11 protein-coding genes are annotated in these 12,156 nt (G+C 71.6%); 7 read left to right on the forward strand and 4 right to left on the reverse strand.

The genetic code is table 11. From position 1 onward, the window contains the following. Positions 1-580 precede the first annotated feature (580 nt). Genes ABZU25_RS31990 through ABZU25_RS32005 form a run of 4 tightly spaced genes read right to left on the reverse strand, consistent with a single transcriptional unit; the run spans position 581 to position 6,483 of the window. Positions 581-1,831: an MFS transporter gene (locus ABZU25_RS31990; RefSeq protein WP_355033080.1), complete on the reverse strand. Its 1,251-nt coding sequence runs from the start codon at positions 1,829-1,831 to the stop codon at positions 581-583. Between the two features lie 28 nt (positions 1,832-1,859). Further along, positions 1,860-2,453: an isochorismatase family protein gene (locus ABZU25_RS31995; RefSeq protein ID WP_355033081.1), complete on the reverse strand. Its 594-nt coding sequence runs from the start codon at positions 2,451-2,453 to the stop codon at positions 1,860-1,862. A 48-nt stretch (positions 2,454-2,501) separates the two neighbouring features. Then, positions 2,502-3,788 (reverse strand): nicotinate phosphoribosyltransferase, encoded by a 1,287-nt coding sequence (locus ABZU25_RS32000; RefSeq protein ID WP_355033082.1) that lies wholly within the window; start codon positions 3,786-3,788, stop codon positions 2,502-2,504. Between the two features lie 16 nt (positions 3,789-3,804). Beyond that, entirely contained in the window at positions 3,805-6,483 is a 2,679-nt protein-coding gene (locus ABZU25_RS32005) for a LuxR C-terminal-related transcriptional regulator (RefSeq protein ID WP_355033083.1), read from the reverse strand. Between the two features lie 198 nt (positions 6,484-6,681). Between ABZU25_RS32005 and ABZU25_RS32010 the strand changes: the two genes are divergently transcribed. The 7 genes from ABZU25_RS32010 to ABZU25_RS32040 all read left to right on the forward strand — a co-directional run bounded on the left by ABZU25_RS32010 (position 6,682) and on the right by ABZU25_RS32040 (position 12,114). Then, on the forward strand, positions 6,682-8,238 hold the full coding sequence (locus tag ABZU25_RS32010) for a hypothetical protein (RefSeq protein WP_355033084.1): 1,557 nt from the start codon (positions 6,682-6,684) through the stop codon (positions 8,236-8,238). Between the two features lie 148 nt (positions 8,239-8,386). Next, positions 8,387-8,677 carry an ATP-dependent Clp protease adapter ClpS gene (gene clpS / locus ABZU25_RS32015; RefSeq protein ID WP_110565539.1) on the forward strand — a complete coding sequence of 97 codons (291 nt, stop codon included), beginning with the start codon at positions 8,387-8,389 and terminating at the stop codon, positions 8,675-8,677. A 2-nt stretch (positions 8,678-8,679) separates the two neighbouring features. After that, entirely contained in the window at positions 8,680-9,174 is a 495-nt protein-coding gene (locus tag ABZU25_RS32020; RefSeq protein ID WP_355033101.1) for a DUF2017 domain-containing protein, read from the forward strand. 52 nt (positions 9,175-9,226) lie between these two features. Then, entirely contained in the window at positions 9,227-9,715 is a 489-nt protein-coding gene (locus ABZU25_RS32025) for a M67 family metallopeptidase (RefSeq protein ID WP_355033085.1), read from the forward strand. A gap of 66 nt (positions 9,716-9,781) precedes the next feature. Beyond that, the gene (locus tag ABZU25_RS32030) at positions 9,782-10,168 is read left to right on the forward strand and encodes a MoaD family protein (RefSeq protein WP_355033086.1); all 387 of its coding nucleotides are present in this window, start codon (positions 9,782-9,784) and stop codon (positions 10,166-10,168) included. A gap of 11 nt (positions 10,169-10,179) precedes the next feature. Beyond that, complete coding sequence (locus ABZU25_RS32035; protein ID WP_355033087.1) at positions 10,180-11,145, forward strand: pyridoxal-phosphate dependent enzyme; 966 nt, start codon at positions 10,180-10,182, stop codon at positions 11,143-11,145. A gap of 225 nt (positions 11,146-11,370) precedes the next feature. Continuing rightward, on the forward strand, positions 11,371-12,114 hold the full coding sequence (locus ABZU25_RS32040; protein ID WP_355033088.1) for an MBL fold metallo-hydrolase: 744 nt from the start codon (positions 11,371-11,373) through the stop codon (positions 12,112-12,114). Positions 12,115-12,156: the final 42 nt, after the last annotated feature.

The following is a 12,156-nucleotide window of genomic DNA, read 5'->3' on the forward strand; positions in this document are numbered from 1 at the left end:
TCGCAGAACCGATCTTGAAACGGTGGCCGCTTCACGTCACGCCGCCACGCCGAAGATCACCACACCCAGCGACCCAACACGTTAAAACGCAAGTAAATATTCCTCACAGGTATAACCGCTGTGAGCATGTGTGCCTCCGGTCGACCGTCGAGGCAGCCAACCCCACGGGTGTGCCGGCGCGTCGTTCAGATAATGCGTCCTGCTCAACGGCCTGCTCAACGGCCTGCTCAGTACGGCCTGCTCAGTGCGGCCTGCTCAGTGCGGCCTGCTCGGTGCGGCCTGCTCGGTGCGGCCTGCTCGGTGCGGCCTGCTCGGTGCGGCCTGCTCGGTGCGGCCTGCTCGGTGCGGCCTGCTCGGTGCGGCCTGCTCGGTGCGGCCTGGTCGGCGCGGCTGCTCAGTGCGGCCTGCTCAGTGCGGCCGCTCCAGCTTGCGATCCCCAGCCTCTGCGGCGCAGCCCGCCCGGGTGCAGCGCCTTCGCCGCGCAGCCAGATGGCGCAGCGCCCGCCGCTGCTTTCAGACGGCGCACCGGTGGGACCGGCACGGGACACCGACCGTCAGCTCCGCCGCGCCGGCGGGGCCGTCAGCGGGCGGCGGGGGTGAGGTCGACCTCGATGGGTGGCGGGGTGGCCGCGTCGGCGTTGCGGCGGCGGCGGCGCAGCTCGATCGTGAGCACCACGAGGGTGACCAGTGCGCCGAGCGCGCCGGTGACCACGAAGCCCCAGAGCGGCGCGCTGGCGTCGATAACCGCGCCGGCGAGCGGCGCGCCGATCGCGATGCCGACGGTGACCGCGGAGCCGTGCAGGCCCATCGCCTCGCCGCGTACCTCGGCCGGAACCAGACGGCTGACCGCGTCGGAGGAGGCCGCGATGGTCGGCGCGCAGAGCGCGCCGGCCGGGATCAGCGCCAGGCACAGCAGCCACCAGTGCGCACCGCCCAGCCCGACCGGAATGGTGCACAGGGCGAGTGCGGCGGTCAGGGCCAGCGGGGAGAACGACCGGTGGACGGCCCCGTAGGCGAAGCCGCCGACCAGCGAGGCGACCGCCCAGATGGCCAGCACCGCGCCGGTCCAGCCGACCTCGCCGCTGGCCCGCAGCACGGCGACCACCGCCACGTCCGTACCGCCGAGCACCAGGGTCGCGGCGGCGCTGAGCGCCAGCACGGCGAGCAGTCGAGGTGTCAGCCACTCCCGGCGAGGCGTCCGGCGCTGCGGACCGGTGGTCTCGGCGGCACCGCGGATCGGTGGGTTGACCACCCACAGGGCGATCCCGGCGGCGACGATGCCGCCGCCGACCAGGTACATGGTGGTCTGGGCGGAGATCGCGGTGACCAGGGCCACTGCCAACGCCGGGCCGATCATGAAGGACAGTTCCACCGACATCGAGTCCAGCGCGTACGCGGGGCGGCGTTGGTCCTCCGGAACCAGCGCCGCGATCGACTGACGGACCACGGAGAAGATGGGCAGGGCCAGGGAGCCGGCCACGAAGGCGGCCGGCAGCAGCAGGGGGTACGGCAGTCCGGGCGCGATGGACCAGAAGATCGCCTCGGTGATGCCGGTGAGCACCAGGACCGGGCGCAGGCCACGCCGGTCCACCAGTCGGCCCAGTAGTGGCCCGCCGACCGCCGCACCCACGGTGACGGCCGCGCCCACCAGGCCAGCGGCCCCATAGCCTCGATCAAGGTCGAGCACCACGTGGAAGGTCAGTGTCACCCCGGTCGCGGTGAGCGGGATGCGGGCAAGGACGGCGACCAGCAGGAGCGACCGCAGGCCGGGCAGGGCGAGCGCCTGCCGGTAAGGCTTCATGTTCACGTGGGTCCGTACCTCCGGCGACATCCTCGACCGACGACGTCCCGATGGCCAATCAATTACCGTCTTGTGCGGCCCTCATCACAGGCTGGCCGTGCAGTGTCACCCCGGCGCCGTCCATGGCGCGCAGTGCCACGTCGGTGGTCGCCGGGGCGACGGCGGCGGTCAGTTCGAGCAGCACGGTGGTGGCGAAACCCTCCCGGGCGGCGTCCAGCGCGGTCGCCCGGACGCAGTGGTCGGTGGCGATGCCGACCACATCCACCCGGTCCACGTCGTGCCGGCGCAGCCAGTCGGCCAGGCACTCGCCGTCGTCGGCATGCCCCTCGAACCCGGAGTACGCCGCCGCGTGCTCGCCCTTGTGGAAGATCGCCTCGACTCGACCGGTGTTCAGCTCGGGGTGGAACTCCGACCCGCTGGTGCCGACCAGGCAGTGCCTCGGCCAGGACTCCACGAAATCCGGCGGATCGCCGAAGTGCGCACCGGGGTCGACGTGGTAGTCCTTGGTGGCGACCACGTGCGACCAGCGGTCCGGCTCGGAGGCGAGCAGCCGGGAGATGCTGGCGGCCACCCCCGCGCCGCCCTCGACGGCCAGCGAGCCACCCTCGCAGAAGTCGTTCTGCACGTCCACGATGATCAGAGCGTCGGCCATTGGAGTTCCTCTCCTCACTGTCTGTCTGCGGCGGGGTGCCCGATGAGCTCAGTCGGCGGGTACGACGGAGACCGGCACCGCCGGGTCGCCGGCCGAGAGCTTCAGCCCCTCCCACGGGATGGAAATCAGGCATTCGCGCAGGTGCTCTCGCGACTCGTCGAGGGTGGGCAGCCACGCCGGCTCGCCGGCGACCACGTACGAGTGTTGGAGCATACGGTCGTTGGGCTGCCGGTCCGGTACGCCCTGCGGCACGATGATCTCCTCGGTGGCGGTGCCGGTCGGCTTGTGCCGGCGGACCGCGACCTTCCGGCCGCCGATTGTCGCCTTGTGCTCGGAGCGCTTCACCACCGGCCGCCCCTCGACCTCGACGAGCTTGTAGACCAGCCCGGCGGTCGGTGCTCCGGAGCCGGTGACCACGGCCGTGCCAGCGCCGTACATGTCCACCGGTTCGGCGGCCAGCGCGGCGATCGAATACTCGTCCAGGTCACCGGAAACGATGATCTTGGTTTCGGTGGCACCCAACGAGTCGAGCAGCTCCCGGGACTGCTGGGCGATCACCGCCAGGTCGCCCGAGTCGATCCGTACCGCCCGCAGCTCCGGTCCGGCCACCGCGATCGCGTTGCGGATGCCCTGGCTGATGTCGTACGTGTCGACAAGCAGCGTCGTGTCCTTGCCCAGCGTGGCGACCTGCGAGGCGAACGCCGCCCGCTCGTCGTCGTGCAGCAGGGTGAAGGCGTGCGCCGCCGTGCCCGCCGTCGGGATGCCGTAGCGGGCACCGGCGGCGAGGTTGGACGTGAACCGGAAACCGGCCAGGTACGCGGCCCGCGCCGCGGCCACCGCCGCCTCCTCGTGGGCCCGGCGCGACCCCATCTCGATCAGCGCTCGACCCCGCGCCGCGGTCACCATCCGCGCCGCCGCCGCGGCCACCGCGCTGTCGTGGTTGAGCACGGAGAGCGCCAGCGTCTCCAACACCACGCACTCGGCGAAACCGCCCGAGACGGTGAGGATCGGTGAACCGGGGAAGAACAGCTCACCCTCGGCGTACCCGTCGATGTCGCCGGTGAAACGGTAGTCGGTGAGCCAGGCCGCGGCCGCGTCGTCGACCACGCCGGTCCGTCGCAGGAAGTCGACCTCCGTGGGGTCGAACCTGAAGTCGCGGATCAGTTCGATCAGCCGGACCGTGCCGGCGACCACGCCGTACCGGCGGCCGCTCGGCAGCCGGCGGCTGAACACCTCGAAGACACACCGGCGGTCGGCGGTGCCGTCCTTCAGTGCCGCACTGACCATGGTCAGCTCGTAGTGGTCGGTCAGCAGCGCGGGGCGGTTGATGCTCACCGCCCCAGCCTAAGGTTCAGTCCGTGTCGCCGTCGTCGTGGCCCGGGATCGCCCGCAGCGCGGCCCACAGCTCGGCCCGTCCGGTCACGCCCAGCTTGCTGTAGATCCGCTGGAGGTGATTTTCGACGGTGCGCGCCGAGAGGTAGAGCCGTTCCGCGATGGCCCGGCTGGGCGCTCCGTGCGCGGCGAGGCGGGCAACCTGCCACTCGCGCTCGGTCAACACAGGTGCCCCCGCGTGCAGCGCCGGCGTCCGGATCAGGTCGCAGCGTCCGAGCAGGCCGGCCAGGCGTTCCCGGGCGCCGTTGGTCGCCGTCGAGTGTTGCCGGCGCAGCCGCTGCACGGCCTGGGAGGTGGCCTCGGCGGCGTACACGGTCAACTCCAGCGCGGCGTAGTCGTCGGCGACCGCGAGCAGATCCGCTGTGGAGTCGGTCACCGCCGCGCGGGCGTGCCGGGCCAGCAGCGGCGGGAGCACCCCGTCGACCCGCTCGGAAAGCTCGGCCAGACGCTGCGCCACCGTACGTCGACCACCGTCGGAACAGGTGGGCCCGACCGGCATGCCGGCCTGATCCAGCCGGACGAGATCGTGCAGGACGTGCACCTCGTGCCCGGCGAAGCCGTCCGAGCGCAGCCGGTCCACCAGGTCAGCGAGGTGCTTGATCGCACCCGGCAGGTCGCCCGACGCGGCGAGCGTCGCACCCCGGGCCTGCTCCAGCCACGGGTAGAGCACCGCCATGCCCGGTGCGTGGGTGCGGTCCGCCTCGGCCATCGCCGCGGCGGCCTGCGCGGCGTCACCGCGCAGCGCGGCCGACTGGGCTCGCTCGGCCTGGGCCAGACCGGCGTAGACCCGGCTCGTGGCCAACACCGCACAGGCACCCAGCGAGGCGCGGGTGGCGGCGTCGCTCTGCCCGCGCAGCCGGGCCGCGTACGCCTGGAGGATGGCCAGGTAGCCGGTGCCGAGCCGGAAGTCACCGGCATCGGCGAGGTCGGCGAACTCGTCGGCCACTATCGCGTCGATCCCGGCCAGGTCTCCGGTCAGCATGAGCCGGGTGCCCCGGGCCAGCTCCAGAGCCAGTTGCAGGTACGGCATGTCGGTGCGCCAGTTGGCGACGGCGGAGTGCACCTGGGCGATCGCCGTACCGCTGTGGGTCAGCTGGCCCTGCGCGGCCTGGACGTACGCGATGGTGCAGCGGGCCAACTCGCGGGCGGCGACGCCGGCCGCCGGACGGTCCAGCACCTGTTGGCTGAGCCGTACCGCGGTGGTCGTGTCCATTCGGTGCAGGCGCATGATCGCCTCGAAGGCGTGCACCCGGGACCGGTCCGCGGAGTCGCTGAGCTGCTCGACGCGGCCTGCGATCTCCTCCACTGTGGACTGCTGGCTGAGCCCCCAGTAGCTGACCATCCCGCGGACGGTCAGCCAGCGGCAGTATCGCCGCTCGTCGCCCGGCTCGGGGGTCACCGCGTCGAGGACCTCGATGGCCTCCTCCGGCCGGTCGGCGAACATCAGAATGGTGGCCAGCAGCTCCGCCGCGTCGGAGCCTCCACCGGCGTGCAACGCGGCCCGCGCCAGGCGGGTCGCCAGCGGCACGTCGTAGCGGGTGAACGCCTGGACCGCCGCGTCCACCAGCAGAGCCGGATCCTGTGCGGTGCCCGAGTCGAGGCGCCACACCGCGACCCGCAGCAGGTCGTCGCGGCGGCGCTTGCCGACCTGTTCGAGTAGCTCCGCGAGGTGTGCCTGAAGTCGGCGGGTGCGGCTGACCGGGCAGCGGCGGCGCATCACCTCGCCGTAGAGCGGATGGGCCAGCCGGACGTTCGTCCGTCGGTCGTTCTGGATCACGCTGATCAGCCCGCGCTCCTCGGCGGTCTCCACGTCCGACTGGTCGGCGGCCTGCCGCAGAAGGTGCAGGCCGAGTGGTTCGCCGAACGCGACAAGCTCGACGACCGCGCGGACGCCGTCGGTGAGTTTGCCGACCCGGGTGTCGATCAGGTCGGTCAGGTTGGGTGCGAGCTCCAGTCGCCCCGTCCACTTCCAGATCCCGTAGGTCTGTTTCAGCTCGGCGCTGCCGTTGGCGGCGTGCACCAGCTCCCGCAGCATCAGCGGGTTGCCCGCCGACAGCCGGCCGAGCCGGTCGGCGGAGTTGGCGTCGACCGGGCCGCCCAGGATCTCTGCCAGCAGGCCCGCGGTCTCGCCCTGCGGCATCGGGGTCAGCTCGACGTGCTCGACCAGGTCGTCGGTCCAGAGTGCGCGGATCGGCAGCGGGATCTGCTCGCCGTCGCGCAGGGTGCCGACCACTGTGGCGTTCTCCGCGCGGGCGACCAGGTGGACCAGTGCCGCCGAGGGTGGATCGAGCAGGTGGGCGTCGTCGATGGCGAGCACGATCCGTCGACCAGCCGCCTGCTGTTGCAGCACGTTGAGCGCCCAGCGCAGGATGCCGGCGGGGGAGAGGCCCTGGGGCTGCTCGGCGGGAAGGACCTGCACCAGCCCGCCGAACGGTAGCGCCGCGGTGGTGGCGCTGGCCGCGATGGACCAGATGGCGAAGCGTTCGGTGGGCAGCATGCTCACGCCTTCGCGCAGCAGCCGACTCTTGCCGATCCCGGCGCTGCCGCTGAAGAAGAGCCCGCGGCCAGCCTCGCCGGTCACCGCCGCCAGCAGGCGGTTGAGCTCATCGGTCCGGCCGACGAACTTCCATCGACTCATTCGCGCAGCATATCGACCGGAATCCGTCCGCGCCCGCACCGTCACTCAACGAAGTTGAGTAGTCGCACAATTACCGCTGAGTATCCGAGGTGTTCCACCTGGTTGCCGGCCCGCCCGTAGTCTTCCGACATCCGGGTATCTTCGCCGGATTCCCCACCTGGCCGGGGCGTCCGGTCACCTGCCCCGGGAGGCCGCCTGATGAAGCAGGGCCCTCTCCCCTCGGTCGACTCCTCGGATGACGTGGTCGGCCCGACCGATCTGCCCAGCTGCGGCCCGCTGCCCGCCCGGCTCGGCGTGACCAACCCTGCCCCGGAGGAGCCGCTCGGCGTGGTCGCCGTCGGCCCGGCCGGTGCCGAGCGACGCGCCGTGCTCGCCACGCTGCTCGGGCTCGACCCGGTCATGCTCACCGTGCCGTCGGGCAGCTGGTTGCTGGTGCGGAACGCCAAGGTGCCCACCCGGGCGGCGTTCGTGCCCGGTTACCGCCAGCCCCACGCGTACGGGGCGGACCGGAACGCCGCCGGCCCGGCGTTGGCCCGGCCACCCCGGCGGGTCGAGCTGAGCGTGCCCGAGCCGCTGCTGCGGCACTTCACGCTGATCGACGTACCGGACACCGCGACGCTCGGCGTGTCCGGCAAGCAGGTGCTGCTCGACGCGGTGGGCCGGGCCGGCGCGTTGCTCTTCGTGATCGCCGCCGACCAGGCGTTCACGGCCGCCGAGCTCAACCTGCTCGCCGAGGTCGCCCCGACCCCGGTGGAGGTCGTCTTCGCGGTGACCCCTGGCGCGGCAGGGTGGGCACCGCTGGCCGACGGCGTGGCGACGACGGAGGACGCGGGGGCGTCCGTCTCGCCGGTCGGAGGTCGGGCGACGGAGATGGACGCCGCCGCGGTGACCGTGGCGGCCCACCGCGCGGCGCTGCTGGCCGCGGTGCCGGCGCTGGCCGGCGCGCGGTGGTTCCCGGTCGACGCCCACTCCGCCGACTCGGCCGCCGACCTGCGGCGGGCGTTGGTGGGCTGGTCGTCGGAGGAGGGCTTGCGGCGGGCCAGCGTCGAACCGCCGGTGCTGCCCGGTCAACACGACCGGGTCGCCGTGGCCTCCGATCCGGGGGACTGGTCGGAGCAGCTCGACCGGCAGACCCGGACGTGTGCTCAGCGGATCCGCCAGCACCTCGCACTGGAACTGGCGAACATCCACCTGCGGGCGGTCCAGGAGATCGTGTTCGGGGTCGGCTGCGCGGGCCTACCGGACCTCCTGGATCGGGAGATGGCGGCGCTGTCGCTGTTGGCCACCGCGCAGTGCGACCAGGCGGTGCGCGGCATCGTTTCCGACACCGCGGCCCGGGTGCTCGGCGCGCCGCCGATCGAAGGAGTGCGGCGGCGGATTGCCACCGCCGTGCAGTACGGCCTGGTCGATGACCGGCCGGGCCATGAGCTGGACAAGGTGCTGCTGATCACCAGCACAGCCGGGGTGGCCGGGTTGACCGGCCCGGAGGCGATCGACGCCCTCGCCAACTATCCGGCGGTGTTCCACGACGAGGTGCTTCCGCCGGTCGCGGTGGCGCTGTCCGGCGGGTGCTGGCAGCAGTGGCGTACGCCCGGCCGCGACGACCACAGCGCGGCGCGGGCCTGGTCCCAGCGCGCGGTGCGGGAGGTCGAGCTGGGGTTGTCCCGGGAGATATCCCGGCGGTTCGAGGTGATCCGCCTCTCGCTGGGCGCGGTGCTCTCCGATGCAGTCGATCACGGCATCCTGCTCGCCTGACGGTGTGGCCGCCCCCCGGTCCGGGTCCGCGCCGCACCACGGGTCCGAGGGCGCCCGGGGCCGGTCAGGGATGTCCCGGGTGGGCGATCCGCGCCGGGCCGGCGTTCCGGTTCCTCGGTTCCGGGAAACCGGTGGCACGATGGGGGGCATGGCGGCTCCACAGGTTGCACCGGTCGAGACGCCGGACACTGACGAGGTGCCGGCGGCTGACCGGCAATGGGTGACGATCGTGTGGGACGACCCGGTCAATCTGATGACGTACGTGACCTGGGTCTTCCAGAAGCTTTTCGGCTACAGCCGGGAGAGGGCCGAGCAGCTGATGCTGGATGTGCACCACAAGGGCCGGGCCGTGGTCTCCACCGGCGCCCGGGAGCGGATGGAGCACGACGCGTCGCAGCTGCACGCGTATGGGCTGTGGGCGACGGTGGATCGGTCGTGAGCATGTTCCGTCGCCAGGCCGGCCGCTACGTCGCCACCTTCGCGGTCGACGAGGTGCGGGTGCTGCGCAAGGTCGCCTCCGAGGTGGTCGGCCTGCTCACCGATGGCTTCGACCACACCGACCCGGTCGTGGGTCGGCTCTTTCCGGCGGTCTACCCGCAGGACGCGCCGGGGACAGCTGAGTTCCGTCGGTACACCGAGGGCGATCTGAAGACTGCGAAGATCGATCAGGCGGGGGCGATCCTGGCCGCGCTGCCCGACGACGCCGGTGGTGAGGTACGGCTCGACGCCGAGGCGGCCGAGGCGTGGTTGCGGGCGCTGAACGACGCCCGGCTCGCGATGGGTGTCCGTCTGGAGATCAAGGACGGCACGGATCTGGGCGAGGAGTTGGACGACGCGGTCGCCGAGGACCCGGGCTCCAGCCGGGTGTTCCAGCTTTCGGTCTACGCGTATCTCGGGTATTTACAGGAGTCGCTGCTCAACGCCTTGATCGACTAGGCGTGACCGGCACCACTTCGGCCCGCGCTCGTCAGGCGTTAGGCTGGTCCTCGTGCTGAGCATCGACCGGTCGATCATCGACGCGATCGTCGCCCACGCGCGCCGGGATCACCCCGACGAGGCGTGCGGCGTGGTCGCCGGTCCCGTCGGCAGCGACACCCCGACCCGGCACATCCCGATGGACAATGCCGCGCGGTCGATGACCTTCTACGAGTTCGACTCGATGGAGCACCTGCGCGTGTGGCGGGAGATGGACGACAGGGACGAAGAGCCCGTGATCATCTACCACTCGCACACCGCCACCGAGGCGTACCCGTCGCGGACGGATGTCTCCTTCGCCGGTGAGCCGGGCGCGCACTACCTGCTCGTCTCGACCCGCGATCCCGACTCGGAGGAGATCCGCTCGTTCCGGATCGTCGACGGTGTGGTCACCGAGGAGCCGGTCCGGGTCGTGGAGGCCGGGGTTGACCCGCATGCCGTCCAGTCCTACATGTTCGGGCAGAGCCCGGCGACTGTCGACTACGAGTGTTCCGGCCGCTGATCCGTCAGCGTTCGCACTCGTCTCGTCCCGTCACCGTAGGCACACCCGATCAAGGAGTTCGACACCATGGCCATTGAGGTTCGCATCCCCACCATCCTGCGCAGCTACACCGGCGGCGCCAAGGTCGTCGACGGCGCCGGCGACACCCTCGCCGATCTGCTCACCGACCTGGATTCCCGGCACGGCGGCCTGCGCGGCCGGCTGATCACCGAGGCGGGCACGCTGCACCGCTTTGTCAACGTCTACGTCAACGACGAGGACGTCCGTTTCCTCGGCGCCCTGGACGCGAAGCTCTCCGACGGTGACAGCGTCACCATCCTGCCCGCCGTGGCCGGCGGCGCGTTCGGCTTCGCCGCGGCGGCGGCGATCAGTTCGCACAGCGCCGCGGCAGCGGTGACCAGTTCGCACAGCGCTGCCGCTGCGGTGGTCCGCGGCGCCGTCGCGGCTCGCTGAGGTCGGCCGCCATGGCGCGGTACGACAGCCTGCTCGACGCGTGCGGGGGTACGCCGCTGATCGGCCTGCCCCGGCTCTCGCCGACGGTGTCCGACGGGGCCCCACCGGTGCGACTCTGGGCCAAGCTGGAGGACCGGAACCCCACCGGCAGCATCAAGGACCGCGCGGCGCTGTTCATGGTCCGGGCGGCGGAGGCGGCTGGCCGGCTCCGGACGGGTGACACCATCCTCGAACCGACAAGTGGCAACACCGGCATCTCGTTGGCGATGGTGGCCAAGTTGCGCGGCTACCGGCTGGTCTGCGTGATGCCGGAGAACGTCTCCACCGAGCGGATCCAGTTGCTCCGGATGTACGGCGCCGAGATCATCTTCTCGCCAGCGGCGGGTGGGTCCAACCAGGCGGTCGCCACCGCCAAGCTGATCTCCGCCGAGCACCCGGACTGGGTGATGCTCTACCAGTACGGCAACGAGGCCAACGCGCGGGCGCACTACGAGACGACCGGGCCGGAGCTGCTGCACGACCTGCCCGACATCACGCACTTCGTGGCCGGGCTCGGCACCACCGGCACGCTGATGGGCACCGGGCGCTACCTGCGGGAGAAGGTCGACGGCATTCAGGTCGTGGCGGCCGAGCCGCGCTACGGCGAGTTGGTCTACGGCCTGCGCAACATCGACGAGGGGTACGTGCCGGAGCTCTACGACGCCTCGGTGCTCTCCCGGCGCTTCTCGGTGGGCACCCGGGACGCGGTGCTGCGTACCCGACAGCTCGTGGAGGTGGAGGGCATCTTCGCCGGCTTCTCCACGGGTGCCATCCTGCATGCCGCGCTCGCGGTGGCGCACGAGGCGGTTCGCGACGGTCGGCGGGCCGACGTGGCCTTCGTGGTCTGCGACGGTGGGTGGAAATACCTGTCCACCGGCGCGTACGGCGGCACGCTCGCCGATGCCGAGGAGGCCCTGGAGGGTCAGCTCTGGGCCTGATCGGGACTGGTCTTCCCGGTACGGGCCGTCGACGTGGCGTCGACGGCCCTTACGCCGTCCCGGGCACCGTGAGCACGTGTCACGTTCGTGACAACTTCCGGCGGATGATTCTTGCCGCCGGGTACCCCAGCGTAGGCTGCGCAGCGTGACGTACGCGTCGGTAGAGATCATGGCTGAGGCGATTGCCGGCACGGATGCTACTGACAGTGACAGCGAGACAACTCGATGCGACTGACCGTCCTTGGTAGCGCCGGCAGCTTTCCCGGCCCCGAGTCGCCCTGCTCGGCCTATCTCGTCGAAGCCGACGGCTTCCGGCTCCTTGTCGACTTCGGCTCCGGGTCGCTGTCCAGCCTCCAGCGGTACGCGGGGCTGCACGCCCCGGACGCGATCCTGCTGACCCACCTGCACTGTGATCACATGTTCGACGCCGTTCTGTACGTGGTCGTGCGCCGGTACGCCCCGGACGGCCCCTATCCGGCGCTGCCGGTGTACGCGCCCTCCGGCGCCCCGGACCGGCTCAGCGCCGCGTACGGCGACGACGGTTCGGTGGAGGACGTCTACCAGTTCTACGCACTGCAGCCCGGCACCTTCCCAATCGGCCCGTTCACCGTCACCGTCGACCGGGTCAACCACCCCGTCGAGACGTACGGCGTGCGGTTGGAGCACGACGGCCGGTCGCTGTGCTACTCGTCGGACACCGCGCCCTGTGCGGCGCTGCTGCGGCTGGCCCAGGACGTCGATGTCTTCCTCTGCGAGGCCAGCTACCTCGACGGCATGGACAATCCGCCGGATCTGCACCTGACCGGCCGGGAGGCCGGGGAGGCGGCGACAAAGGCCGCTGTGGGCCGGCTCCTGCTGACCCACCTGGTGCCCGCCTGGGGGAGCGAGGCGCACACCCTGGAGTCGGCCGCCGCGGCGTACACCGGGCCGATCGACGTGGTCCGGCCCGGGGCCAGCTACGACGTCTGACCCACCCCGTCCCGGTTGGCGCGGACCGGACCGCGGTGTTGT

It is taken from the genome of Micromonospora sp. NPDC005215 (assembly GCF_040607915.1).
Taxonomy (GTDB): Bacteria; Actinomycetota; Actinomycetes; order Mycobacteriales; family Micromonosporaceae; genus Micromonospora.